Genomic DNA, 25,387 nt, shown 5'->3' with positions numbered 1-25,387 from the left:
GGCTCCTCGTGAAGACGTTCGAGCAGTTGTGGTCCGAGCTGGCCGAGAAGGCACGCGAGCGACCGGCCGGATCCGGCACCGTCGCGGAACTCGACACCGGTGTGCACGGCATCGGCAAGAAGATCGTCGAGGAGGCCGCCGAGGTATGGATGGCCGCCGAGCACGAGGGCGTGGAGCGGACGGCCGAGGAGATCAGCCAGCTGCTCTACCACCTGCAGGTGCTGATGCTGGCGCGCGGGCTCACGCTCGAGGACGTCTACTCCTACCTGTGATCCTCTGACCGGCACCGACGAAGGACGACCATGCTAAGAGTGGCGATGCCCAACAAGGGCGCGCTCGCCGAACCCGCCGCCGAGATGCTGCGCGAGGCCGGTTACCGCGGGCGCCGCGACGCCAAGGAGTTGGTGATCCTCGACGCCGACAACGACGTCGAGCTGTTCTTCCTGCGCCCGCGCGACATCGCGGTGTACGTCGGGCAGGGCACCCTCGACGTCGGCCTCACCGGACGCGATCTGCTGCTGGACTCCGGCAGCCCGGCCACCGAGTGCCTGCCGCTCGGGTTCGGTGCGTCGACCTTCCGCTACGCCGGGTTGGCCGGCGGCGTCGCCGACGTCTCCCAGCTCGAGGGTCGCCGGGTCGCGACCAGCTTCCCGGGTCTGGTGCGCGCCGACCTGAAGAAGCACGGGGTGCACGCGGAGGTCGTACGCCTCGACGGTGCGGTCGAGACCGCCGTGACCCTGGGGGTAGCGGACGTGATCGCCGACGTCGTCGAGACCGGCACGACGCTGCGCAACGCGGGGCTCGAGGTCTTCGGCGAGCCGATCCTGCAGAGCGAGGCCGTGCTGGTGCAGCGCACCGATGCCGACTCCAATCCGCTGCTGGCAGTGCTGATCCGGCGTCTGCAGGGCGTGCTGACCGCTCAGCGTTACGTCATGGTCGACTACGACATCCGACGCGAGCTGGTCGAGCAGGCGTTCGCGGTCACGCCCGGGCTGGAGAGCCCGACCGTGTCGCCGCTGCACGACGAGCAGTTCGTCGCCGTCCGCGCGATGGTGCCGCGCCGCTCCACCAACGCGGTGATGGACGAGCTCTACCAGATCGGTGCGCGCGCCATCCTCGTCACCGAAATCGCGGCCTGCCGATTATGAGCATCCGATGACCACCACCTCCGAGCCGTACGCCGTCTTCCGTCCGCGGCGCTCCCGCATGGTGGCCACGGCAGCGGCGGTCGCGTGCGTGATCGCCTTCGCGATCGTGGGGCTGACGGTCCCGCGCGGCGGGGTGACTGGTTGGGCCGGCATCGATTCGGTGATGCTGACGCTCTTCGGGGTGCTCATCGCCGCGTTCCTGATGCGGTACGCGCTCGTGCGTGCCGTGCCGACCGAGCGCGGCCTGCAGGTGCGCAATCTGCTCTCGACGCGCACCATCGAGTGGGTGCAGGTGGTCAACGTCCAGTTCGGCGGTGGCCAGCCCTGGCTCGTGCTCGAACTCGACGACACCGAGCACTTGGCGGTGATGGCGGTGCAGCGATCCGACGGGCCGCACGCGCAGGCCGAAGCCGGCCGGATGGCGGCCCTGGTGCAGGTGCACTCGACCGTCCAGGACCGCTGACCCGGCGATCCCTCGCCGATCGAGCTCAGCCGGTCTCGATGGTGAGGTGGGCGTGCTCCGGCGTCCCATCCGCGTCAAAGAGCGACGTCTCCTGTGCGGCCCACCGCTCCCAGTGACCGGCGAAGCCCCCACCGTCGCGATCCTCGCCGCGCCGCCGTCGCAGGTCGGTCGGTGCCTGTACCCACACCCGCACATCGGCGTACGCGCGCGCCGCACCGACGCTGGACCCCACACCCTCGACCACGACGTACCGCTGGGGCGGCACCACGAGGGTCTCGGCGTAGGCGCCCGCGACCCAGTCATAACGCCGGTACGACGCCCGCTCACCTCGCGCGAGCGGCGCCAGCACCTGCTCCACCAGGAGCGGGACCGCCCGGGCCAACCCGTCCCATCCCGGGTAGATGTCGTCCATGTGCACCACCGGCGCGTCGTCGAGCAGCGGCGCCACGAGCGCCGCGAGGCTGGACTTGCCGGCGCCCCCCTCGCCCGTCGATCGCGACGACCACCGGTCGAGGGGCCGCTTCGAGCTCCACCAGTTCGGCAATCGAACGCGCCCACGCCGCAACTGCATTCGCGTCGCCGGCGCGCGCGTCGTTGGCTCCCCACACGAAACTCTGCGCACCGACGTCCACGACCCCACCGTAGGCTGACGCGCGTGACTTCAGCGGTGCGTGTGATCCCGTGCCTCGACGTCGACGCCGGGCGCGTCGTGAAGGGCGTCAACTTCGTCGACCTGCGCGACGCCGGCGATCCCGTCGAGTTGGCCCACGGGTACGAGGGCCAGGGCGCCGACGAGCTCACCTTCCTCGACGTCACGGCCAGCTCCGCCGCGCGTGACACGACGTACGAGGTGGTCGGCCGCACCGCCGAGCAGGTCTTCATCCCGCTGACCGTCGGCGGGGGAGTGCGCACCGTCGCCGACGTCGACCGTCTCCTGCGCAGCGGTGCCGACAAGGTCGGCATCAACACCGGCGCGATCGCCCGCCCGGAGGTCATCGCCGAGATCGCCGACCGCTTCGGCGCGCAGGTGCTGGTGCTCTCGGCCGACGTACGCCGCGCCGCCGACGGCCACTTCGAGATCACCACCCACGGCGGTCGCACGTCCGCAGGGCTGGAGGCCGTCGAATGGTGCGTGCGCGCCGCCGCGCTCGGTGCCGGGGAGATCCTGCTTAACTCGATGGACGCCGACGGCACCAAGGACGGCTTCGACCTGGAGCTGATCCGCGCCGTACGCCGGGAGGTGTCGGTGCCGCTCATCGCCAGCGGCGGAGCTGGTGCGCCAGAGCACTTCGTGCAGGCGGTCGACGCGGGAGCCGACGCCGTCCTCGCCGCGTCCGTCTTCCACTTCGGCGAGCTCACGATCGGCCAGGTCAAGGACGCCCTGCGGGCAGCAGGCCACCCCGTCCGCTGAGACATCGGGGTCGTCGCGCGCCCTATAGAGCGCGCAACGACTCTCATCGCTACACCCCGCGCTTGGATTCCCGGTACGCCGCCACGTCGACGTCCGCTCCGTCGAACGTCACCTCCGCGACCCCGTCACGACCGAACACCGACAGGAAGATCTCCCCGGGCCGACCCGTGAGCACCACACTGCCGTGCTCGTCCTTCGGCTTGCGGATCGACCGCCGCCCCACCCCCGGCGCATCGGCCACGACTCCCACCCGTACGTCGCGCATCGCGAGCCGGGCGACCTGCGGCAGGTTGTCCCACAGCGCCTGGGACAGCTGTGGCGAGAGCTCGCGCCGCTGCCACGACTCCCCGCCGCGCAGCACGTCCTCGTGGTGCACGAAGAACTCGCCGAGGTTGCTGAGCATGTCGATCTTGGCGATCCGTGCGGGATGCCACACCGGCGGACCCTGCCGGATCTGCTCGACCAGGCCGGGGAAGTCCTTCGCGGCCAGCTCGCGCTGGATCCGTTCGGTGCGGTCGGCGAGCGCCGGCAGCACCGCACCGAGCGCGGCGTCCGGTCGGCGTTCGCGCAGGATCAGGTGGGCGGCGAGGTCACGGGCGCGCCAATCCCCGTCCAGCGTCGGCGCATCGGGGCCGACCTCGATGAAGGTCCGGCAGATGGCGGCACGTTCCTGCTGAGCGATGTTCGGCATGCCTCCATACTGGTGCATATGCCGTCGCCCGATGCACCCTCGACCGCGAGGGCGTTCGGACCGGCACTGCGCATCATCGGAGTCGGCTTCCGGCGCGAACCACGGGCGCTCGCCGTCGCGGTGCTCGGCAGCTTCGTCTACGGCGTGATGACGGTCTTCACCGCCCGCGTCATCGGCCACCTGGTCGGCGCGGTCGTCAGCCCCGCCGTCAAGGCCCACCACGTCACCGGTTCTCAGGTGTGGACGATCGTGTGGGAGCTCGGGATCGTGGTGCTGCTGAACGCGATCGGCGTCGTCTGCCGACGGGTTGGGGCCGGCACGGCCTACTACAACCTGATCGCGCACTACCGCCGACGGGTCACTCGGCAGTACCTGCGCCTCCCGCTCGCGTGGCACCACCGACACCCTTCGGGTCAGTTGCTGTCCAACGCGAACGCCGACGTCGAGGCGACCTGGTCCATCTTCCAGCCGCTCCCGCTCGCACTCGGCGTCGTGGTGATGCTGGTGGTCGGCGTGGTCGAGATGCTGCAGATCGATGTGTGGCTGGCCCTGATCGGGGTGCTCGTCTTCCCGACACTCTTCGCGGTGAACGCCGTCTTCCGATCCAAGATGTCGCCGCGGGCCACCCGCGCGCAGCAGCTGCGCGGCGAGGTCAGCGAGGTCGCCCACGAGAGCATCGAGGCGGCGCTCGTCGTCAAGGCCATGGGCCGCGAGGAGCAGGAGACCGAGCGTTTCGCCGAACGCACCTACGAGCTGCGCGGGGCTGCCATCGAGGTCGGCCGGGTGATGGGCATCTTCGAGCCGGTCATCGACGCGATCCCGACCTTCGGCACGTTGGCGGTGCTGGTTGTCGGCACGGCGCGCGTACGATCCGGCGACCTCAGCGCCGCCGACGTGGTCCAGGTCGCCTACCTCTTCTCACTGCTCGCGTTCCCGGTCCGGTCGTTCGGGTGGGTGCTCGCAGGCCTCCCGGTCACGCTGGTGGGCTGGACCCGGATCGACAACGTGCTGTCCGCGCAGGGGTCCATGACGTACGGCGACCGCGTCCTGCCCGCCGACGGGTCCGGCGCACTCAGCATGCGGGCGGTCGACTTCTCCTACGCGGCGGGCGGCACGTCCGACCTGTCGAGCAAGGACAGCGCGTCGGTCGGCGGTGCCCAGGTGCTGCACGGCGTCGATCTGGACCTCGCAGGCGGTTCGCTCACCGCGCTCGTCGGGCCCACCGGGTCGGGCAAGTCGACGCTCACCAACGTCGCCCTGCGGCTGGTCGACCCGGACTCCGGCGACGTGCTGGTCGACGACGTCCGGTTGGCCGACGTACGTCGGCACGGCATCCCCGCGGCCGCGACGCTGGTCTCCCAGGAGACGTTCCTCTTCGACGACACCGTGCGGGGCAACATCACCCTCGGCGGACCGTACGACGATGCCGAGGTCGACCGCGCGCTGCGGATCGCACAGGCGACCGGGTTCGTCGGAGGGCTGCCGCAAGGTCTCGACACCCGCGTCGCCGAGCGCGGGGCGACGTTGTCCGGCGGTCAACGTCAGCGGATCGCCCTGGCCCGGGCGGTGATCCGCTCGCCGCACCTGCTGATCCTCGACGATGCGACGTCCGCGGTCGACCCGACGGTCGAGGTCGCGATCCTCGACGGTCTGCGCGAGGAGGCGCAGCGTCGGGGCAGCCGCAGCACCACGCTGGTCGTCGCCTACCGGCTGTCCACCATCTCGCTCGCCGACACGGTGGTCTACGTCGAGCGCGGCCGGGTCGTCGACACCGGCACGCACGCCGAGCTGATGGCCCGGTGCGCGCCGTACGCACGCATCGTGAGCGCGTACGCCGACGACGCGCAGGACCGGGCGGATGCCAAGGCCGCTTCCGGCAAGGACACGCAAGCGGTGGACGCGCGATGAGCACCGTCACGAAGGAGCGCCCCGACACCCGCACCCGCAGCCTGGGCGACACCGAGAGCATGGGCACGTGGGCCATCCTTCGGCGCGGGCTCGCCCTGTCGCCCGAGCTCGGCCGGGGCTTCTCGATCACCCTGGCGCTGGCGCTGGTCGCCACGCTCGGCCAGGTGCTCGTCCCCATCGCGGTGCAGCAGACCACCGACAAGGGGATCCTCGCCGCAGGCGGCCCGGACGTCGGTCTGGTGCTGCGCCTGGTGCTCGTGGTGGCGGGAGCCGTCGTGCTGACCAGCGTGGCGTCGTACGCGGTCAATCTGCGCCTCTTCCGCTCCTCGGAGAGCGGGTTGGCGACGTTGCGGATCAAGGGTTTCCGTCAGATCCACGACCTGTCGATGCTCACCCAGAACGCCGAGCGGCGCGGGTCGCTCGTCTCCCGGGTGACAAGCGACGTGGACCAGATCTCCAAGTTCGTGCAGTCCAGCGGGCTGACGTTGATCATCTCCGGCGCCCAGATCCTCATCGCCACCGCGCTGATGCTCTTCTACAGCCCGGAACTGACCGGGGTCGTCTGGATCTGCTTCGTGCCGCTCTTCCTGCTGCTGCGCAAGTTCCAGGCGAGGATCGGGCGTGCCTACCTCGCGGTGCGCGAGCGCGTCGGCGACATGCTCGGCGCGATCTCGGAGTCGGTGGTGGGTGCGACGACGATCCGCGCGTACGGCGTCGAGGACCGCACCGCCGAACGGATCGACGTCGCCGTCGAGGCGCATCGCCGGGCCGCCATCACCGCGCAGATCCGCACGGTCAGCGCGTTCGTCTCCGGCCAGGTCGTCGCGGGTGCCACCACCATCGCGGCGCTCGGGGTCGGCACGATCCTCGCCGCCCACGGCCGGCTCACGATCGGTGAGCTCGTGGCGTTCCTCTTCCTGGTCAACCTCTTCACCCAGCCGGTGCAGACGGCCACCGAGAACCTCAACGAGTTGCAGAACGCCGTGGCGGGGTGGCGCCGGGTCATCGGGCTGATCGACACACCCGCCGACGTCCCCGACCCGGGCGAGGGCGGGGTCGACCTGCCGCGGGGTCCGGTGCGTGTGCAGTTGCAGGACGTCGGTTTCGCCTATCCCGGTGGCCCGACCGTGCTGCACGACATCGACCTCGACGTCACGCCGGGATCGCGCGTGGCGATCGTCGGCGAGACCGGATCCGGCAAGACCACGATCGGCAAGCTGCTCACCCGGCTGATGGACCCGGTGTCGGGAGCGGTGCTGCTGAACGGGGTCGACGTACGCCGGATCCGATTCTCCTCGTTGCGATCCCGCGTCGTGCTGGTGCCGCAGGAAGGCTTCCTCTTCGACGCCTCGCTGCTGGAGAACGTGCGGTTCGCGCGCCCGGGCGTGACGCAGGAGGAGGTGCTGCTGGCCTTCGCGACCCTCGGTCTCGGCGACTGGCTCGACGGACTGCCGAGCGGACTCGCCACAGCGGTCGGGCAGCGCGGGGAGTCGTTGTCGGCGGGGGAGCGGCAGCTGGTCGCGCTGGTGCGCGCCTACCTCACCGAGCCCGATCTGCTGCTGCTCGACGAGGCCACCTCGGCGGTCGACCCGGCGACCGAGGTGCGCATCCAGCGCGCGCTGGAGCGCCTGGCGAGCGGTCGTACGTCGATCGCCATCGCTCACCGGCTGTCCACCGCCGAGGCAGCCGACGAGGTCGTAGTCGTCGACCGCGGGCGCATCGTGCAGCGCGGACCGCACGACGAGCTGGTGGCCCAGACGGGGAGCGTCTACGCGCGGATGCACGCCTCCTGGTCGGCCCAGTCCGGCTGACGACCCGGGTCGATCGCGGCGAGCAGGGTCGTTGCGCGCTGTATAGGGCGCGCGACGACACCGATCAACCGTGCGCGACGACTCACTCCTCGCCGGAGAAGCGACCCCACGCCGATTGGCGCGTCATCCCCAGCGCCGTACCGATGCGCGACCAGGTGACGCCACGGTCCCGCAGCCGCGTCACCCACGTCCCCAGCCCGGTCTCGACCTGGTCGGCGACGCCGGCGATCTTCGGGAGGAGATCGAGCATCTGCTCATCGCTCATGCTCTGCCAGTAGGGGAGTTCGGGCTGTTCGGCCGGGGCGTGGTCGGGAGCGGACCCGGCGAGGATCTCGTTGCACAGCTGCACGCATTCGTTGCAGATGTAGATGCCCGGTCCGGCGATGATCTGGGCGATGTCCTTCTCATCCTTGGCGCAGAACGAGCACCGCACCGTCGTGGTCTGCAGCGTCGGCATGTCGGTCTCCCGTCCTAACGTCAGGCTGTTCCTGACAATGTTCGTCAGGTTACACCTGACAGGCGTCAGCGCAACCTCTTTGGGTACGGTCGCCCGATGAACCACGTCCGCAGCCAGCTGCTCCCACAGACCGCCCGCGACCTGCACCGTAAGGCGGCCACCAGACAGTCCGAGGGGCGCGTGCCCGGACTGCTCGCCGCCGTCGGTCGTGCCGGCAAGGTGTGGTGGAGCGACGGCATCGGGTCGGCCGACCTCGAGCGGCCCGGCACTCCGCCGGACGCCGACACCCAGTACCCCGTCGCGTCCAACACCAAGACCTTCGTCGCCGTGATGGTCATGCAGCTGCGCGACGAGGGGCGCCTCAGCCTCGACGACACGGTCGAGCGGCACCTGCCCGAGGCGACCCACCCCGGCGTCACCATCCGCCAACTCCTGTCGCACACCACCGGGATGGCCCGTGAACCGGTGGGCGACGTCTGGGAGGAGCTGCGCTTCCCCGGGCGCGACGAACTCGTGTCGGGCTGGAACGAGGCCGAACGGGTCGGCCGTCCCCACGACCGCTGGCACTACAGCAATCTCGGCTTCGCGATCCTGGGCGAGATCATCGCCCGTCTCGACGGGCGCGAGTGGCACGAGAGCCTGCGGGCCCGGCTGCTCGAGCCCCTGGGGCTGCGGCGTACGACGCTCACCCGTGTCGCGCCGGCGGCCGGGCAGTACTTCGTGCCGCCCTTCCACGACGTACCCCTGCGGGAGCCGATGATGGATCTGGCCGCGACGGGTTCGGCCGGTGCGCTGTGGAGCACGGCCGGTGACCTGATCGCGTGGCACGGATTCCTCGCCGACCCGAGCGGCGAGATCCTCGACCCGGACACCCTGGAGGAGATGGTCCAGCCACAGGTCGTCGCCGACACGGCCGGCTGGACCTCGGCATGGGGCCTCGGCCTGATGCTCGCGCGGCGCGACGGGAAGACCTGGGTGGGGCACACCGGCGGATTCCCGGGCGCGATCACCGGCGTCTTCACCGAGCGCGAGAGCGCGACGACCGGCCTGGTGCTGATGAACGCCACCGCCACCCCTGACCCGGCGGCGATCGCGCTCGACCTCGGCGCTCACCTCCTCGAGCACGAGCCCGTCGACATCACACCGTGGGAGCCCGGCACCGCGCTGCCGCAGGAGCTTCTGCCCTTGATCGGCCGCTGGTACTCCGAGGGACGCGCGTTCGTCTTCAGCATCGTGGACGGCCACCTCGAGGCGAAGGTCGAGGGGCCGCCCGCGCACCTGCCGCCGTCCGTCTTCGAGAAGAAGAGCAGCGAGGGCGGCGAGGACACGGACGCCTTCCGCACGATCTCCGGCCGCGAGCGCGGCGAGCGCCTCACGATCGACCGGCATTCGGACGGCAGCATCCGCCAACTGCACTGGGCCACCTACCCGTTCACCCGCGAGCCGGTCACCTTCGACGGGTTGCCCCCGCGCCGCTGAGCCGGGCGCCGTCAAGATCGCATCAAGAGCCGTGAAGACGGCGTCAACGGGCAGGGGGCCGTTCACAGGGCGTTCTTGACTGTCCGTATGGCTGAATATGTGGGCGCCGGAGTGCTGGCCCTGGCGTTGCTGGGCTACCTCATCTACGCGCTGATCCGACCGGACAAGTTCTGATGGGCGACACCTCCGCGGGGTTGCTCACGCTGCTGACGCTGGTCGTGGTCCTCGCTCTCGTGCACGTGCCACTGGGCGACTACATCGCCCACACGTTCACCAGTGAGCGCGACCTGCGCGTCGAGCGGGCGATCTACCGCGTATGCGGGGTCTCACCGCGCTCGCAGCAGCGGTGGACGACGTACGCCGTGTCGCTGATCGCGTTCTCGGTGGCGAGCTTCGTGCTCCTCTTCGCCCTGTGCGTCCTGCAACCGCATCTGCCGCTGGCGCGTGGCGCGTCGATGGACCTGAGCACGTCGTTCAACGCGGCGATCTCCTTCGTGACGAACACGAACTGGCAGAGCTACGCCGGTGAGGCCGGCGCCTCACCCGTGGTGCAGGCCCTCGGGCTGACGGTCCAGAACTTCGTCTCCGCCGCTGTCGGGCTCGCCGTGGTCGTCGCGCTGATCCGCGGCCTGACCCGCTCGGAGTCCGGCACCGTCGGCAACTTCTGGGTCGACCTGGTCCGTGGGGTCGTCCGGATCCTGTTGCCGCTCGCGGTGATCGGCGCGATCGTCCTTCTCGCCGGAGGGGTCATCCAGGATCTCGCGGCGCCCCACGTGGTCCAGACCCTGGGCGGCGGTCGGCAGACCGTGCAGTCCGGCCTGGTCGCGAGCCAGGAGGCGATCAAGCAGGTCGGCACCAACGGCGGCGGCTACTTCAATGCCAACTCCGCGCACCCGTTCGAGAACCCGAACCCCTTCACCAACCTGGTGCAGGTCTTCCTGATGCTGGTCATCCCGTTCTCCCTGCCACGGGTCTACGGCCGGCTGGTGGGGGATCGCCGGCAGGGATACGCCGTGCTCGGGTTCATGGGCGTGCTGTGGGCCGCGGGCATCGCCGTCATCACCCTGGCCGAGCGCGCGTCCGCCACCAACGCTCTCGGCGCGATGGAGGGCAAGGAGGTCCGCTTCGGCGTGTGGGGCTCGACGATCTTCGCCGGCTCGACGACCAGCACCTCCACCGGCGCGGTCAATTCTCTGCACGAGAGCTACAGCCCCATCGGCGGAGGTGGCGCGCTCACCAATATGGCGCTCGGCGAGATATCGCCCGGCGGCGTCGGATCCGGCCTGTACGGCGCCCTGATCGTCGCGATCCTCGCGGTGTTCATCGCCGGCCTGATGGTCGGGCGCACCCCCGAGCTGCTCGGGAAGGCGATCGGTCGAAAGGAGATCACCTACGCCGCCCTCTACACCGTGGTCACCCCAGCACTGGTGCTCCTGGGCACGGGCGCCGCGCTCGCACTTCGCACCGCGCGCTCCGGTCTCCTGGCTAGCGGCCCGCACGGGCTCACCGAGATGCTCTACGCCTACACCTCGACGGCCAACAACAACGGCTCCGCCTTCGCGGGACTGACTGCCGACCAGCCCTACCTCAACACCACGCTCGGCCTCGTGATGGCACTGGGCAGGTTCCTGCCCATCGTCCTCGTCCTGGCCCTCGCGGGATCCCTTGCGGCGCAACGCCGGCGGCCGGCCACCGACGGCACCATGCCGACGCACACCCCCTCTTCACCGGACTGATGGTCGGCGTCGCCCTGCTGGTGACCGGTCTGACCTTCCTGCCGGCACTCGCTCTCGGTCCCCTCGCGGAGGCACTCTCATGACCACCCAGACCACCAGCCTGCTGCACACCGCGGGCAGTTCCATGCCGGACGCGGTCCGCAAGTTCCATCCCGCCCACCTCTACCGCTCACCCGTGATGTTCGTGGTGGGGGTCGGGTCGGTGCTCACGACGCTGCTCGCGATCGTGCATCCGTCCGTCTTCAGCTGGGCGATCACGGTGTGGCTGTGGGCGACGATCCTCTTCGCCAACCTGGCCGAGGCCATCGCCGAAGGGCGCGGCAAGGCGCAGGCGGACTCGCTGCGCAAGACCCGCACGAGTACGACGGCGCGCCGACTGGGTGCCGACCGCACCACCGAGGAGGAGGTGTCCGCCGCGGACCTGCGCCAGGACGACCTCGTTGTCGTGGAGGCAGGTGGGGTGATCCCCGGCGACGGGGACGTGGTCGAGGGCATCGCCACCGTCGACGAGTCGGCGATCACCGGCGAGTCGGCGCCCGTCGTCCGTGAGGCCGGCGGTGACCGGTGCGCGGTCACCGGCGGCACCACGGTGCTCTCGGACCGGATCGTCGTGCGGATCACGTCCAAGCCCGGTGAGACCTTCATCGACCGGATGATCGCGCTGGTCGAAGGCGCCGAACGCAAGAAGACGCCGAACGAGATCGCGCTCGGCATCCTGCTGGTGGTCCTCACGATCATCTTCCTGCTGGCCGTCGCGACCATCCCGCCGCTGGCGGCGTTCACCGGGAAGCCGCCGTCACTGGTCACGTTGGTCGCGTTGCTCGTCTGCCTGATCCCGACGACCATCGGCGCGCTGCTGTCGGCGATCGGCATCGCCGGCATGGACCGGCTGGTGCAGCGCAACGTGCTGGCCATGTCCGGCCGCGCCGTCGAGGCCGCGGGCGACATCTCGACCCTGCTGCTGGACAAGACCGGCACCATCACCCTGGGCAACCGGCAGGCGACGGACATTCGGGCCATGAAGGGCGCAGACACCGCGCAGGTGCAGCGGTGGGCGCAACTGTCCTCGCTCGCCGACGAGACGCCGGAGGGCCGCTCGGTCGTCACCTGGACCGCGGAGGCGCTCGGCTCCACGCAGGAGTCGCCGGCCGACGCGACGGTGGTGCCGTTCACCGCACAGACCCGGATGAGCGGCCTGGACCTCGCCGACGGCACCTCGCTGCGCAAGGGCGCCGCGGGTTCGGTCTGCCGCTGGGTCGAGGAGTCGGGCGGCGACGGCGTGTCCGAGGCGATGCGGGTGGCGGACGAGATCAGCGAGCTCGGCGGCACCCCGCTGGTCATCGCGGTCCGACAGGGTGATGCGCCGGCCTCCGCCGTCGGGGTGATCCACCTCAAGGACGTCATCAAGCCCGGCATGGTGCAGCGCTTTGAGGAGCTGCGCCGGATGGGCATCCGCACCGTCATGATCACCGGCGACAACCCGTTGACCGCCAAGGCGATCGCCGAGGAGGCCGGGGTCGACGACTTCCTGGCGGAGGCCACGCCCGAGGACAAGATGCGCCTGATGAAGAAGGAGCAGCAGGGGGGCCGCATGGTCGCGATGGCCGGCGACGGCACGAACGATGCTCCCGCACTGGCGCAGGCCGACGTCGGCGTCGCGATGAACACCGGCACCTCCGCCGCCAAGGAGGCCGGCAACATGGTCGACCTCGACTCCGACCCGACCAAGTTGATCGAGATCGTCGGGATCGGCAAGCAGCTGCTCATCACCCGCGGCGCGCTCACGACGTTCTCCATCGCCAATGACCTGGCGAAGTATTTCGCGATCATCCCGGCGATGTTCGTGGGCCTCTACCCGGGGCTGCACACGCTCAACGTGATGCACCTGCACTCGCCGAACTCGGCGATGCTCTCGGCGGTGATCTTCAACGCCCTGATCATCGTGGCGCTGATCCCGTTGTCGCTGCGGGGAGTTCGCTACCGACCGTTGCGCGCCGACCAGCTGCTGGCCCGCAACCTCCTGATCTACGGCCTCGGCGGCGTCATCGCGCCGTTCGTCGGGATCAAGCTCATCGACCTGCTCGTCCAGCTCCTACCCGGAATGTGATCCACGATGGCCTCCTCCTCCCTGTCCATTCCGTCACTGCGTCGACAGACCGTCGCCGCCGTCCGTCTCCTGCTGGTGCTCACGCTGCTGCTCGGGGTGGGTTACCCCGCCGTGGTGTGGGCGGTCGGGCGGGTCGGTCTGCACGACCAGGCGACCGGGTCCCTCGTCCATCACGACGGACGGGTCGTCGGCTCCTCCCTCCTCGGGCAGAACTTCTCCGGAGCCGCCTGGTTCCACGGCCGGGCGTCCGCATCGTCGTACGCCGGGAACACCAGCGGCGGCACGAACCTGCCGGAGTCCGACCCGCAGCTGTGGAAGGCGGCGGCGGCGATGCGCAAGGCCGCCGGGTCGATCGGTGACCGGCTGCCGCCGGACGCGCTGACCACCAGTGCCAGCGGGCTGGACCCGGACATCTCCCCGGCGTACGCCGAACTGCAGGCTCCGCAGATCGCCGCGGCCCGGCAACTGCCGGTCGCGCAGGTCCGCCGCCTGGTCGCGCAGCACACCACCGGCCGGACGCTCGGATACCTGGGCGAGCCGCGGGTCGACGTCCTGGAGCTCAACCTCGCGCTGCAGGATCTGTCCGCGGGGGCGCGCTGAGCGGCCCGAACGGTCCGGGTGATCTGCAAAGTGATGGACGGCGCACGGTAGGAGAGGATGGCGGCATGTCCAGGGGTCGACTGCGCATCTATCTCGGTGCGGCGCCCGGAGTGGGCAAAACGGTGCGGATGCTGCAGGAGGGCCGCCGTCGACGCGACCGCGGCACCGACGTGGTGGTGGGTCTGGTCGAGACCCACGACCGCGCGTACACGGCCGAGCAGATCGGCGACCTGCCTCTGGTGCCGCGGTGCAGCGTGCAGCACCGCGGGACGCACCTGGACGAGTTGGACGTGGACGCGGTCCTCGCCCGGCGCCCGGAGGTCGTCCTCGTCGACGAACTGGCGCACACCAACACCGCCGGCTCCCGCCATGAACGGCGGTGGGAGGACATCGAGGAGCTGTTGAGTCACGGCATCGACGTGATCTCTACGGTGAACGTGCAGCACCTGGAATCCCTCAACGATGTGGTCCGGGAGATCACCGGGGTCCGGCAGCGCGAGACGGTCCCCGACGCCGTGGTCCGCAGCGCCGACCAGATCGAGCTGGTCGACATGGCGCCCGAGGCACTGCGCCGCCGCCTGGCCCACGGCAATGTGTACGGCGCCGACAAGGTCGACGCCGCGCTGTCGAACTACTTCCGGCCGGGCAATCTGTCCGCACTGCGCGAGCTGGCTCTGGTCTGGGTCGCCGACCGGGTCGACGAGGCCCTGCTGCGGTACCGCAGCGAGCACGACATCCGGCCCACCTGGGCCGCCCGCGAACGCGTGGTCGTCGCCCTCACCGGCGGTCCCGAGCAGGACACCCTGCTGCGGCGGGGAGCGCGCCTGGCCGACCGTGGCGCCGGGGGCGAGCTGATCGCCGTACAGGTGGTCACCGAGTCCGGCCTGCGGGAGACCTCGCCGGACTCCACGGCCGCGGCGAGCGCGCTCACCGAGAAGCTCGGCGGACGCTTCCACACCGTCACCAGTGACGACGTGGGCGAGGCGATCCTGGAGTTCGCGCGCGGGGTCAACGCCTCGCAGATCGTCGTCGGGGCGAGCCGTCGGTCGCGTTGGCAGCAGCTCTTCGGCCGCGGTGTCGGGGAGACCGTGGTGGCGGGTTCCGGCGAGATCGACGTGCTGATGGTCACCCACCCCCTCACCCGCAGCGGCCGGTCCGCCGGGATCTCGATGCCTGGGCTGGGTCGGCGTCGCACGATGCTGGGGTTCCTGCTGTCGACGGTCGGGGTGGCGTTGCTGACCCTTGTGCTGGACGTGACCCGGCAGTACCACTCCCTGCCATTGGAGATGCTGCTCTACCTGGCGCTCACGGTGCTGGTCGCGATCGTGGGCGGCCTGCTGCCCGCCGTGACGGCGGCGGTGCTCGCGAGCCTGGCGCTCAACTGGTACTTCACCCAGCCCACCGGCACCTTCACGATCGGCCGCCCGGAGAACGTCGCGGCGCTGGTGCTGTTCGTGCTGGTCGCCGCGGCCGTCGCGACCGTCGTCCACCTGACGGCACGGCGCAGCGTGCAGGCCTCCGCCGCCGGCCGCGACGCCCAGCTGATGGCCGCGCTCGCGCACTCCCTGCTGGACGCGCAGGAGCAACTGCCCGCCCTGCTGGAGCAGGCCCGGGACACCTTCGCCGTCCCGGGCGCCGCCCTCGTCAGGACGGCGGACCGGGGCAGCGGCCGTGAGTCCCACGTGGTGGTGGCCTCCAGCGGCGTCATCGACGTGTCCGACGAGACCCGTCTCACCTGCGCGGACGTGGGCGACGACCACCGCCTGGCGCTCGCCACCCGGACCGTCGATGCCCGCGAACGACGCCTCGTCGAGGCCTTCGCCGATCACGCCGAGGCGATCCTGCACCGTGAGGAACTCGCCGCCAAGGCCGACGACGCGGCGGTGCTCGCCAAGGACAACGACTACCGCACGGCGCTGCTGGCCGCCGTCTCCCACGATCTGCGGACTCCGCTCTCGGCGATCAAGGCCGGGGTCTCCGGCCTGCGCAGCACCGACATCGAGCTGTCGCGCTCGGACCAGGTGGAGCTGCTGGAGACGGTGGAGGAGTCCACCGACCGACTCGACGCGCTCATCGAGAACCTGCTGGACATGTCGCGTATCCAGACCGGCAGTCTCACCGTCCGGCGGGACGAGACCCTGGCGGCGGATCTGATCGAGGGCGCGCTGCACTCGGTCACCGACCGGGCGCAGGTGGAGGTGCGCCAGCCCGACCCGCACCTGACCTGCGCGGTCGACCCCGGCCTGGCCGAGCGCGTCCTCGCCAACCTGATCGAGAACGCGATCCGGCATACGCCGAACGGCACGCCCGTCGCGGTGGATGCAGAGGACGTCGCCGGGCACGTGGAGTTCCGGGTGGTGGACCGCGGTCCCGGCGTCCCACCGGCACGACGTGAGGCGATCTTCGCGCCGTTCCAGCGGTACGGCGACGCCCCGCGCGGCGGCGGCATCGGCCTCGGCCTCGCGGTGGCGAAGGGTCTTTCGGAGGCGATGGGCGCGACCCTGACCGCGGACGACACCCCCGGCGGCGGGCTCACCATGACGGTGCGGCTGTCGTGACCCGCATCCTGGTCGTCGACGACGAACCGTCCCTGGTCCGCACCCTCAGCATCAACCTGCGCGCCCGCGGGTACGACGTGGAGCACGCGTTCGACGGGCGCACGGCGCTGCAGAGCGTCGTCGACTCCGTCCCGGACCTGATCGTGCTCGACCTCGGACTGCCCGACATCGACGGCGTCGAGGTCATCCGCCGGGTCCGCGCCGCGAGTGAGGTGCCGATCATCGTGCTGTCGGCGCGGCACGACTCCGACGACAAGGTCGAGGCCCTGGACGAAGGGGCCGACGACTACGTCACCAAGCCGTTCGGGATGGACGAGCTGCTCGCCCGGGTGCGCTCCAGCGTGCGCCGCGCCGCCAGCGACGCGGCGCACGCGGCCACGGTGCACACCCCCGACTTCACCCTTGACTTCGTGGAACGACGCGCCACCCGCGGCGGCTCGGTCGTTCGTCTGACACCCACCGAGTGGCAGCTGCTGGAACGCCTCGCCGCCACACCTGGCCGGCTGGTGCCTCAGGCGGATCTGCTGCGCGCCGTGTGGGGACCGGGGTATGAGCGCGAGGCGCACTATCTGCGGGTCTACGCCGCCGGCATCCGCCGCAAGCTCGAACCAGCACCCGGGCACCCCCGCTACCTGCTCACCGAGCCGGGGCAGGGCTACCGCCTGCGGGTCTGACCGACGCCCTGCTCAGTCGTCGATGACCGCGAGGCCGCGGCGCTGCAGGTCGGCGAGCCCGTCACGCCGGGCCTGCAGCTGTGCGGGGGAGTGCCCACCCAGCCCACGAGCTCGTCCACGACACGCACCGCCTCGGTGGTGCGGTAGGAGCGGGTCGGATGGCCCGGGAACTTCCTGTTCGTCACGTTGGGGTCGTCCTCCAGCGCGCCCACCGGTTCGACCAGGTAGATCCGGCCGCGACCCTGCCCCGCCGCGAGTTCGGCGCCCCACGTCGCCGCATCGAGGGTCGCCGTCACGTAGACGTGGTTGGCCGTCCTGCCGGCCTCGAAGTTCGACGCGTGCCCCGGCACGAGCAGATCGCCCGGCACGAGATCGGCCTTGGTCCCGTGCAGCAACGATCCGGACGCATGCACCTCGAACGGTCGTGGTTCCGTCATCGATCTGTCCCCCTTGATCCGACCCGGCACCGTACCGCCGCCGATGCGCCACCGAGGCCTCCGACGTCCTCGCGCCGGCTCAGCTGTTGTAGGCCCATTCCTTGACGTAGGCCAGCTGGATCGTCGCGGTGGAATTCGCGACCAGCGGAGGATTTCCCCACATCCGTTGCAGTTGGACCAGCCAGCGCATCGGGATGGTCGGGTAGGGGAATCCCGAGCCTACGGTGGTGAAGACCTGGGTGCCGTCGATGTAGAACGCCATACCGCCGGGCCACCAGTCGTTCTGGTAGGTGTGCCAGTTGCTCAGTTGCTGTCCGCCGGCGGCCCGCCAGCCGATGGAGCCGTCGTGGTAGGCGTAGTGGTAGTTCCCGTTGTCGACGGTGCCGGGCAGCATCGCACCCTCGTGGTCGAACTCGAACTGTCCACTGTCGTCGGAAGGCCACTGCAACGCCGCGAATCCGAACCCCGAAGCGCCGGTCGCCCGCATCCGATAGACCACCCGTCCGTAGGTGCGGGCTCCGAGCGGGTTGTCGGTCGCCACCGGTTCCACGTTGCCGCCGCAGACGACCCCGTTGACGGCCTTGCCGGTGATGCTCAGGACCCCACCGGAGACGCTGAGCGCCGTCTCGGGGTGGTAGACACCCGCGGCCGGCGACCCCCACCCCGTGGGATAGGTCGCTAGACGGCCGCGGTAGGGGTTCGCGGCCGGCAGTTGGCCCGCGTCCGAGGTGGGGACCCACAGGTTCCCGGACGGCACGTCGCCCCGGTTGAAGAAGAGGTTGGCGACCTGCTTCTGGTAATGGTTCACCGGGCTCACTGGGCTCACCGGCGTCGTGGCCCGGCTCTGCGGGATGATCGCCATCGGGAGGACCACGGCGGCCAGCGCCCATGCGGCGCGTATCCGTCTCACAATCCGTCCCCCGTACTCCGTCAGTGATGGCGCGTTCAGTCCGACGGGGACACTGCTGTCGCCATCGACCGGCTCGTAGCGATCAGTAAATATCGGCGAGAGGGTTCCTGCACCGATTCCGTGGAAATCGGTGGCCCCCGAAGCTGTGACGATGGCGTCTATTGAACTATGCTCCGCCGCCTTGCCCGCGCCAGGTCGTCGGGCGGCGCTCGCTGCGGCCGGGTCGGGAGGGGCTCCCGATTCGGTCGGCACCGGGACCCGGCGGCACAATGGCTGCGTGTCCGACACACCCACCCTGTCCGCCGAACTCCTGCGATCCCTGCGTCGCGACGCCGCCGGACTGGTCGCCGCGATCGTCCAGCAGCACGACACCGGCGAGGTGCTGATGCTCGGCTGGATGGACGACGAGGCGCTGCGCCGCACGCTGCACGAGGGTCGGGTGACGTTCTGGTCGCGCAGCCGTCAGGAGTACTGGCGCAAGGGTGACACCTCCGGTCACGTGCAGCACCTGCGCTCGGCGTCCCTCGACTGCGACGGTGACGCCCTGCTGCTGCAGGTGGAACAGGTCGGCGCCGCTTGTCACACGGGCGAGCGCAGCTGTTTCCACCGGCTGGTGGGGGAGTTCGCGTGAACGCGGTGACCGCGACCGATCTGCACGCCGACCTGACGTTCGGGCGGGACTGGCCCTCAGCGGATCTCTTCGCCGAGCTGGCCCGGGATCGGCGGGTGATCCCCGTCGTACGCCGCCTGCTCGCGGACGCGGAGACTCCGCTCGGGGTCTACCGCAAGCTGGCCAAGGACCGACCCGGCACCTTCCTGCTGGAGTCCGCCGAGCACGGGGGAGTGTGGTCGCGCTACTCCATCGTCGGGGCCGCGAGCCGCGCCACCCTCAGCGAACGCAACGGGCAGGCGCACTGGATCGGTGAGCCGCCGGTCGGGGTGCCCACCGACGGTGCGCCCACCCAGGCGCTCGCCGACACGCTCGACGCCCTGCGCACTCCGCGCATCCCGGGTCTGCCGCCGCTCACCGGCGGCATGGTCGGGGCGGTCACCTACGACGCCGTGCGCCGCTTCGAGAAGCTGCCGGACACCGGTCGCGACGACCTCGGTCTGCCGGAGATCAGCATGATGCTGGCCTCGGACCTGGCGGTGCTGGACCACTCGGACGGCTCGATCCTGCTGGTCGCGAACGCCATCAACTACGACCGGCGCCCCGAAGGCGTCGAGCGCTCCTACTACGACGCGCTGGCGCGCCTGGAACGGATGCAGTCGGAGCTGGCGGCGCCCGCCCGCAGCACCGTGTCGGCGCCGGACCCGCGCGAGGACGAGCCCGCCAGCACCCATTCGCGCGAGCAGTACCACGACATGGTCGAGGAGGCCAAGGAGGCGATCCGCTCCGGGGAGGCCTTTCAGATCGTGGTGTCCCAACGCTTCTCGGTGCCGTGCGCAGCCGACGCGCTCGACGTCTACCGAGCACTGCGGGTGAGCAACCCCAGTCCGTACATGTACCTGCTGCGGATCCCCCTGGACGACGGATCGACCTACGACATCGTCGGCTCCAGCCCTGAAGCTCTGGTCAAGGTCGAGGGTGAGCGGGTCACGACGCACCCGATCGCGGGCTCGCGTCCGCGCGGGAAGACCCCCGAGGACGATCAGCGGCTCGCGTCCGAACTCGCCGCGGATCCCAAGGAACGCGCGGAGCACCTGATGCTCGTGGACCTGTCACGCAACGACCTGCAGCGGGTCTGTGCACCCGGCAGCGTCGAGACGGTGGAGTTCATGCAGACCCGCTACTACAGCCACATTATGCATCTGGAGTCCACGGTCGTCGGCCGGCTGCGGGAGGGTGTCAGCGCGTACGACGTGCTGGTCGCGACGTTCCCCGCGGGCACCCTGTCCGGAGCGCCGAAACCGCGCGCGATGGCCCTGATCGACCGCTACGAAGGGGTGCGCCGCGGCGTCTACGGCGGTGTCGTCGGCTATCTGGACTTCGCCGGCGACCTCGACCTCGCGATCGCGATCCGCACCGCCGTCATCAAGGACGGCCGGGCCCATGTGCAGGCCGGCGCCGGCATCGTCGCCGACTCGGTGCCCGAGAGTGAGTACCAGGAGACCTGGAGCAAGGCCCGCGCCGCGCTGCGAGCGGTCGCCACCGCGCAGGGAATGAGCGACATCTCATGACGAGCAAGCGGTCGGTCTTCCTCGTCGGTCTGGTGGCGGCGCTACTCCTGTTGTTGGCCGGGAGCCGCACCTGGGTGACCGGGAGTGTCGCCGACGCGGTGCTGCAACGAGCCGACGTGCAGGTCGGTGGATCCAGCGCCGCCCCGGTCGTGACGGCCGGCGCGCTGGTGGGCGCCGCCGCGGTCATCGCATTGCTGACCGTCGGGCGGCTGCCGCGCTCTGTCGCCGCCGTGCTGGCCGCGCTGGCCGGGGTGCTCGCGCTCTACGGCGCGCTGCACGTGATCACCGACCCGGACGCCACGATCCGCGACCACGCCGCGGGGTCCACCGGTCGCACCGGCGATGCCGTCGCGCACGGCGCGCTCACCTTCTGGCCCTGGGTCGGTGTGCTGGGCGCCGTCCTTCTGATCCTCACCGGCGTCCTCGGGTTCGTGGGCGGCCGGCGATGGAGCGGACTGTCCAGCAGGTACGACGCCCCGGCGGCGCGCAAGCGCACCGTGTCGGCGTGGGACCGGCTCAGCCAGGGCGAGGACCCGACGGCGGACGACCCACGGGGCGACGCGCGCGGACCGGCCTGACAGAATAAAGCGCCCGTCAGGGGCACCCCGCGCAGTCAGCGGGACGACGTCGTACACGGAGGGCACCGCGGATGGCCGAAGAACACGAGAACCACGGACACAGCATCGCTGCGTGGACCCTGGTCGGCCTGGTGGTGCTGGGCTCGGTCTTCATCGCCTTCGGGGTCGCCTTCGGGCGGCACTCGCTGGACATCGTCGGTGTCGTCATCTGCGTGGTCGGGGTGGCTGCGGGCAAGATCCTGGCCAAGGCCGGCTTCGGGGCTCCCGCGCTGCAGGCGCCCGGCAGGCAGGAGCACCACGAGGTGTCCACCCAGGCACAGACCGGAGTGCACTGACCGGCGTGGGCACTGTTCTCGACGACATCGTCGCCGGCGTCCGCGAAGACCTCGAGGAACGCCGCCGGCTGCTGCCCCTCACCCAACTCGCACAGGACGCCGGCCAGGCAGTGCCTGCTCTGGACGCGCTCGCCCGCTTCACCGCCCCCGGGCCGGTGAAGCTGATCGCCGAGGTCAAGCGTCGCAGCCCGAGCAAGGGCGACCTGGCCGACATCGCCGACCCGGCGGGGCTGGCCGCCGACTACCAGGCCGGTGGTGCCACGGCCATCTCGGTCCTGACCGAGCGACGTCGCTTCGGCGGGTCGCTGCGCGATCTGGACGCCGTCCGCGAACGGGTGCGGATCCCGGTGCTGCGCAAGGACTTCATGGTCGACCCCTACCAGGTCACCGAGGCGCGCGCGCACGGCGCCGACCTGATCCTGCTCATCGTCGCGGCCCTCGACGACCATCTGCTGCGCGACCTCCACCAGCAGGCCACCGCACTCGGCATGACGGCCCTGGTCGAGGTGCATGACGAGGCCGAGCTGGAGCGCGCGGTCGTGCTCGGCGCGCGGTTGATCGGTGTCAACGCCCGCAACCTGAAGACCCTCGAGGTCGACCCCGCGGCATTCGGGCGCCTCGCGCCGTTCGTACCCGATGACAGGGTGAAGGTCGCCGAGTCCGGCATCGGCGGACCGGCCGACGTCACGGCGGTGGTCCGCGACGGCGCGTCCGCAGTGCTGGTGGGCGAGGCGCTGGTCACCGGCGGCTCCCCGCGCGAGGCGGCGGCGGCACTCATCGACGCCGGACGGGCGGCGACGGTATGACGACGGCTGTGCCTTCTGCGGGGCTCGGCCGGTTCGGCGAGTTCGGGGGCCGCTACGTGCCCGAGGCCCTGGTCGCCGCACTGGAGGAGCTCGACGAGTTCCGCACCAAGGCCATGGTCGACCCGGCGTTCATCGGTGAGCTCACCCAGTTGCACCGCACCTACACCGGACGGCCGAGCATCCTCACGGCGGTCCCGCGCTTCGCCGAGCACTGCGGCGGGGCCCAGGTCGTGCTGAAGCGCGAGGATCTGAACCACACCGGCTCGCACAAGATCAACAACGTGCTGGGGCAGGCGCTGCTCACCCGCCGGATGGGCAAGACGCGGGTCATCGCCGAGACCGGAGCGGGCCAGCACGGTGTCGCGACCGCGACGGCGGCCGCCCTGCTCGGCCTGGAATGCGTCGTCTACATGGGCAAGGTCGACACCGAGCGCCAGGCGCTGAACGTCGCCCGGATGCGGCTGCTCGGCGCGACGGTCGTGCCGGTCGAGCACGGCTCGCAGACACTGAAGGACGCGGTCAACGAGGCGTTCCGCGACTGGGTCGCCAACGTCGACCGCACCCACTACGTGCTCGGCACCGTCACCGGGCCCTACCCGTTCCCGGAGATGGTGCGCGACTTCCACCGCATCATCGGGGTGGAGGCCAGGGCCCAGATGCTCGACGAGTACGGCCGGCTGCCGGACGCGATCTGCGCGTGCGTGGGCGGCGGATCGAACGCGATGGGGATCTTCCACCGGTTCATCGACGACGCCGGCGTGCGCCTCGTGGGTCTCGAGGGCGGCGGAGAGGGAGTTCACTCCGGTCGGCACGCGTCCCGCTTCAGTGGTCAGGCCGAGCCCGGAGTCCTGCACGGTGCCTACACCTACGTGCTGCAGGACGAGGACGGCCAGACCGTTGAATCCCATTCGGTGTCAGCCGGACTCGACTACCCCAGCGTCGGTCCCGAGCACGCGTTCCTGCGCGACAGCGGTCGCGCGGAGTACTACCCGGTGACCGATGACGAGGCCATGGAGGCGTTCCGTCTGCTGTGCCGGACCGAAGGAATCATCCCGGCCATCGAGAGCGCGCACGCGCTGGCCGGCGCCATGAAGATCGGCCGTGAGCTCGGACCGTCCGGGATGGTGCTGGTCAACCTGTCGGGGCGTGGCGACAAGGACGTGCACACAGCGGCGAGCTGGTTCGGTCTGCTGGACGACGAGGCGACGACCCCTCCGGGCGACGCGCCGCGGCCCGTGGACGACGAGGCCGCGACCGGTGGCGGGGAGAGCCAGACGTGACCGGGGTGAGCGAGGTCCTGGCCCGCACCAAGAAGGAGGGCCGCGCGGCGCTGATCGGCTACCTGCCCACCGGATTCCCCACCGTCGAGCATTCCATCGAGGCGATGGTCGCGATGGCGCAGTCCGGCGCGGACATCGTGGAGGTCGGCCTGCCCTACACCGACCCGCTGATGGACGGTCCGGTCATCCAGACCGCCGCGACGAAGGCGCTGGAGAACGGCGTACGTGTCGCCGACGTCTTCGATGCTGCCGCGGCGATCACGCAGGCCGGAAGCGCGGCCGTGGTGATGACCTACTGGAACCCCGTGCTGCGCTTCGGCGTCGACACGTTCGCGGCGAAGCTGCGCGAGAGCGGCGCGAGCGGTCTGATCACCCCCGACCTCGTCCCCGACGAGGCCGGCGAGTGGATCACTGCCAGCGACGACCACGACCTGGACCGGATCTTCCTGGTCGCCCCGAGTTCGACCCCGCAGCGGTTGGCCAGCACCACGGCGGCCACCCGCGGCTTCGTCTACGCCGCGTCGCTGATGGGCGTCACCGGAGCTCGCGACAGTGTGGGCGACCAGGCGCAGGTGCTCGTCGAGCGCACTCGTGAGGTGACCGACCTTCCCGTCTGCGTCGGCCTCGGCGTGTCGACGCCCGAGCAGGCGCACCAGGTCGCCCGGTTCGCCGACGGTGTCATCGTCGGGTCGGCCCTGGTGCGGTGTCTGCTCGAGGCCGACTCCTTCTCCGCCGGCCTGGACGAGCTGCGCTCGCTCACCGGCCGTCTCGCGGACGGCGTGCGCCGGACATGACCTCGTACCTGCCCAGCCCGACCCAGGGAGTCCTCTGGATCGGGCCGCTCCCGTTGCGCGCGTACGCGCTGTGCATCCTCGTGGGGATCTTCGTCGCCGTCTGGATCGCCGGCCGTCGCCTGATCCCGCGCGGCGGCACCCCCGACGACGTCTACACCATCGCCTGGTGGGCCGTGCCGTTCGGCATCGTCGGCGGCCGGATCTACCACCTGATCACCTCGCCGCAGGCCTACTTCGGCGAGGGCGGCCACCCGCTCAACGCCTTCGCCATCTGGCACGGCGGGCTCGGTATCTGGGGCGCCGTCGCCCTCGGCGCGCTTGGCGGCTGGATCGGATCCCGCAAGGCGGGCATCAGCTTCCTGGACTTCGCCGACGCGGCGGTGCCCGGCGTGCTGGTCGCGCAGGCGGTGGGGCGCTGGGGCAACTGGTTCAACAACGAGCTGTACGGCGGCCGGACCGACCTGCCCTGGAAGCTGCAGATCCACGAGTGGGACGAGTCGCGCGGTCACGCGGTCTTCCAGAAGGGTCACGCGGTCGTGCTCGGCTATTACCAGCCGACCTTCCTCTACGAGGCCATCTGGTGCCTGCTCATCGCGGCGGTCATCCTCGTGCTCGATCGACGCCTGCTCCTCGGGCGCGGCCGGGTCCTGGGGCTCTACGTGATGCTCTACCCGGTCGGCCGCATCGTCTTCGAGCTGATGCGCACCGACCCCGCCAACCACATCCTGGGCCTGCGCGTGAACGTGTGGGTCTGCATCCTGGTCTTCCTCGGCGGACTGGCGCTCTTCCTGTGGACCGGCCGGCATCATCCGGACGGCGTGCGGGAAGGCCTGGCCGAGCGGCAGGAGGACGCCGAGGTGGCCGCCGACGGGCCGTCCGACGGCGCCGCCGCTGCCGAAAGTGTCTCGACAGATGAGACGGATACGTCCACCTTGTGAACACCGGAGGGGCCCGGATACGCTGAGCGCCCCGCAGGCCAACGTCGTCCCGCAGGTCACTGGATCACCAGTGCAGAGCCGGCGC

At 70.7% G+C, this 25,387-nt stretch carries 24 protein-coding genes and 2 pseudogenes; 21 read left to right on the top strand and 5 right to left on the bottom strand.

Annotated features, from left to right (window positions below):
• Positions 1-8: 8 nt before the first annotated feature.
• The 3 genes from LVQ62_RS13465 to LVQ62_RS13455 are packed head-to-tail and all read left to right on the top strand — an operon-like array spanning position 9 to position 1,611.
• Positions 9-272: a phosphoribosyl-ATP diphosphatase gene (locus tag LVQ62_RS13465; RefSeq protein ID WP_179480402.1), complete on the top strand. Its 264-nt coding sequence runs from the start codon at positions 9-11 to the stop codon at positions 270-272.
• A 30-nt stretch (positions 273-302) separates the two neighbouring features.
• Complete coding sequence (hisG, locus tag LVQ62_RS13460; protein WP_233762323.1) at positions 303-1,148, top strand: ATP phosphoribosyltransferase; 846 nt, start codon at positions 303-305, stop codon at positions 1,146-1,148.
• Positions 1,149-1,155: 7 nt separating this feature from the next.
• Positions 1,156-1,611 carry a PH domain-containing protein gene (locus tag LVQ62_RS13455; RefSeq protein ID WP_233762321.1) on the top strand — a complete coding sequence of 152 codons (456 nt, stop codon included), beginning with the start codon at positions 1,156-1,158 and terminating at the stop codon, positions 1,609-1,611.
• A gap of 25 nt (positions 1,612-1,636) precedes the next feature.
• Here LVQ62_RS13455 and LVQ62_RS13450 read toward each other — a convergent pair whose 3' ends face one another.
• Positions 1,637-2,059 carry a hypothetical protein gene (locus tag LVQ62_RS13450; RefSeq protein ID WP_233762319.1) on the bottom strand — a complete coding sequence of 141 codons (423 nt, stop codon included), beginning with the start codon at positions 2,057-2,059 and terminating at the stop codon, positions 1,637-1,639.
• Positions 2,060-2,266: 207 nt separating this feature from the next.
• On the opposite strand from LVQ62_RS13450, the gene hisF reads away from it, so the two are divergent.
• Positions 2,267-3,022, top strand: a complete 756-nt coding sequence (hisF, locus tag LVQ62_RS13445; protein ID WP_208051772.1) for an imidazole glycerol phosphate synthase subunit HisF — start codon at positions 2,267-2,269, stop codon at positions 3,020-3,022.
• Positions 3,023-3,071: 49 nt separating this feature from the next.
• Here the strand turns inward: hisF and LVQ62_RS13440 are convergent, their stop codons facing one another.
• Complete coding sequence (locus tag LVQ62_RS13440) at positions 3,072-3,713, bottom strand: TIGR03085 family metal-binding protein (protein WP_233762317.1); 642 nt, start codon at positions 3,711-3,713, stop codon at positions 3,072-3,074.
• An 18-nt stretch (positions 3,714-3,731) separates the two neighbouring features.
• Between LVQ62_RS13440 and LVQ62_RS13435 the strand changes: the two genes are divergently transcribed.
• Entirely contained in the window at positions 3,732-5,621 is a 1,890-nt protein-coding gene (locus LVQ62_RS13435) for an ABC transporter ATP-binding protein (protein ID WP_233762315.1), read from the top strand.
• Positions 5,618-7,432 (top strand): ABC transporter ATP-binding protein, encoded by a 1,815-nt coding sequence (locus LVQ62_RS13430; RefSeq protein WP_370639629.1) that lies wholly within the window; start codon positions 5,618-5,620, stop codon positions 7,430-7,432. Before LVQ62_RS13435 ends, LVQ62_RS13430 begins: the two co-directional genes overlap by 4 nt.
• 82 nt (positions 7,433-7,514) lie before the next feature.
• Here LVQ62_RS13430 and LVQ62_RS13425 read toward each other — a convergent pair whose 3' ends face one another.
• On the bottom strand, positions 7,515-7,889 hold the full coding sequence (locus LVQ62_RS13425; RefSeq protein ID WP_233762313.1) for a ClpX C4-type zinc finger protein: 375 nt from the start codon (positions 7,887-7,889) through the stop codon (positions 7,515-7,517).
• 96 nt (positions 7,890-7,985) lie between these two features.
• On the opposite strand from LVQ62_RS13425, the gene LVQ62_RS13420 reads away from it, so the two are divergent.
• The 7 genes and pseudogenes from LVQ62_RS13420 to LVQ62_RS13390 all read left to right on the top strand — a co-directional run bounded on the left by LVQ62_RS13420 (position 7,986) and on the right by LVQ62_RS13390 (position 17,043).
• Positions 7,986-9,368 (top strand): serine hydrolase, encoded by a 1,383-nt coding sequence (locus tag LVQ62_RS13420; protein WP_233762311.1) that lies wholly within the window; start codon positions 7,986-7,988, stop codon positions 9,366-9,368.
• A 75-nt stretch (positions 9,369-9,443) separates the two neighbouring features.
• Positions 9,444-9,542, top strand: coding sequence for a K(+)-transporting ATPase subunit F (gene kdpF / locus LVQ62_RS13415; RefSeq protein WP_208051778.1), 99 nt, complete (start codon positions 9,444-9,446; stop codon positions 9,540-9,542).
• Positions 9,542-11,121, top strand: a pseudogene (kdpA, locus tag LVQ62_RS13410) (potassium-transporting ATPase subunit KdpA); the annotation flags it as partial. The gene kdpF and the pseudogene kdpA, both read left to right, overlap by 1 nt.
• A gap of 62 nt (positions 11,122-11,183) precedes the next feature.
• The gene (kdpB, locus tag LVQ62_RS13405; protein WP_233762309.1) at positions 11,184-13,211 is read left to right on the top strand and encodes a potassium-transporting ATPase subunit KdpB; all 2,028 of its coding nucleotides are present in this window, start codon (positions 11,184-11,186) and stop codon (positions 13,209-13,211) included.
• Positions 13,212-13,217: 6 nt separating this feature from the next.
• Positions 13,218-13,811 carry a potassium-transporting ATPase subunit KdpC gene (gene kdpC, locus LVQ62_RS13400; protein WP_233762307.1) on the top strand — a complete coding sequence of 198 codons (594 nt, stop codon included), beginning with the start codon at positions 13,218-13,220 and terminating at the stop codon, positions 13,809-13,811.
• A gap of 65 nt (positions 13,812-13,876) precedes the next feature.
• The gene (locus tag LVQ62_RS13395) at positions 13,877-16,369 is read left to right on the top strand and encodes an ATP-binding protein (RefSeq protein ID WP_233762305.1); all 2,493 of its coding nucleotides are present in this window, start codon (positions 13,877-13,879) and stop codon (positions 16,367-16,369) included.
• Positions 16,366-17,043 carry a response regulator gene (locus tag LVQ62_RS13390; protein WP_233762303.1) on the top strand — a complete coding sequence of 226 codons (678 nt, stop codon included), beginning with the start codon at positions 16,366-16,368 and terminating at the stop codon, positions 17,041-17,043. The genes LVQ62_RS13395 and LVQ62_RS13390 overlap by 4 nt, the downstream gene beginning before the upstream one ends.
• 12 nt (positions 17,044-17,055) lie before the next feature.
• Here LVQ62_RS13390 and arr read toward each other — a convergent pair.
• Together arr and LVQ62_RS13380 are read right to left on the bottom strand one after the other, a co-directional pair.
• Positions 17,056-17,480 (bottom strand): annotated as a pseudogene (gene arr, locus LVQ62_RS13385) (NAD(+)--rifampin ADP-ribosyltransferase).
• A gap of 79 nt (positions 17,481-17,559) precedes the next feature.
• Entirely contained in the window at positions 17,560-18,390 is an 831-nt protein-coding gene (locus tag LVQ62_RS13380; protein ID WP_233762299.1) for a glycoside hydrolase family 16 protein, read from the bottom strand.
• 277 nt (positions 18,391-18,667) lie between these two features.
• Between LVQ62_RS13380 and hisI the strand changes: the two genes are divergently transcribed.
• The 8 genes from hisI (at position 18,668) to lgt (ending at position 25,302) form a co-directional block, all read left to right on the top strand.
• The gene (gene hisI / locus LVQ62_RS13375; RefSeq protein ID WP_233762297.1) at positions 18,668-19,021 is read left to right on the top strand and encodes a phosphoribosyl-AMP cyclohydrolase; all 354 of its coding nucleotides are present in this window, start codon (positions 18,668-18,670) and stop codon (positions 19,019-19,021) included.
• Positions 19,022-19,026: 5 nt separating this feature from the next.
• Positions 19,027-20,571 carry an anthranilate synthase component I gene (locus tag LVQ62_RS13370; protein WP_233767842.1) on the top strand — a complete coding sequence of 515 codons (1,545 nt, stop codon included), beginning with the start codon at positions 19,027-19,029 and terminating at the stop codon, positions 20,569-20,571.
• Positions 20,568-21,149: a Trp biosynthesis-associated membrane protein gene (locus tag LVQ62_RS13365; protein ID WP_233762295.1), complete on the top strand. Its 582-nt coding sequence runs from the start codon at positions 20,568-20,570 to the stop codon at positions 21,147-21,149. The genes LVQ62_RS13370 and LVQ62_RS13365 overlap by 4 nt, the downstream gene beginning before the upstream one ends.
• Positions 21,150-21,220: 71 nt before the next feature.
• Positions 21,221-21,484 carry an HGxxPAAW family protein gene (locus tag LVQ62_RS13360; protein ID WP_233762293.1) on the top strand — a complete coding sequence of 88 codons (264 nt, stop codon included), beginning with the start codon at positions 21,221-21,223 and terminating at the stop codon, positions 21,482-21,484.
• 5 nt (positions 21,485-21,489) lie between these two features.
• Positions 21,490-22,290, top strand: a complete 801-nt coding sequence (trpC, locus tag LVQ62_RS13355) for an indole-3-glycerol phosphate synthase TrpC (RefSeq protein WP_233762291.1) — start codon at positions 21,490-21,492, stop codon at positions 22,288-22,290.
• Positions 22,287-23,570 carry a tryptophan synthase subunit beta gene (gene trpB / locus LVQ62_RS13350; RefSeq protein WP_233762289.1) on the top strand — a complete coding sequence of 428 codons (1,284 nt, stop codon included), beginning with the start codon at positions 22,287-22,289 and terminating at the stop codon, positions 23,568-23,570. The genes trpC and trpB overlap by 4 nt, the downstream gene beginning before the upstream one ends.
• Positions 23,567-24,364 carry a tryptophan synthase subunit alpha gene (gene trpA, locus LVQ62_RS13345; protein ID WP_370639628.1) on the top strand — a complete coding sequence of 266 codons (798 nt, stop codon included), beginning with the start codon at positions 23,567-23,569 and terminating at the stop codon, positions 24,362-24,364. The genes trpB and trpA overlap by 4 nt, the downstream gene beginning before the upstream one ends.
• Entirely contained in the window at positions 24,361-25,302 is a 942-nt protein-coding gene (gene lgt / locus LVQ62_RS13340; protein WP_233762285.1) for a prolipoprotein diacylglyceryl transferase, read from the top strand. The genes trpA and lgt overlap by 4 nt, the downstream gene beginning before the upstream one ends.
• Positions 25,303-25,387 lie beyond the last annotated feature (85 nt).

Origin of the sequence: Allobranchiibius sp. GilTou73, assembly GCF_021391335.1 — a bacterium.
Taxonomy (GTDB): Bacteria; Actinomycetota; Actinomycetes; order Actinomycetales; family Dermatophilaceae; genus Allobranchiibius; species Allobranchiibius huperziae.
Note: the sequence above shows the minus strand (reverse complement) of the source record. Positions and strands in the feature narration are given on the sequence as shown.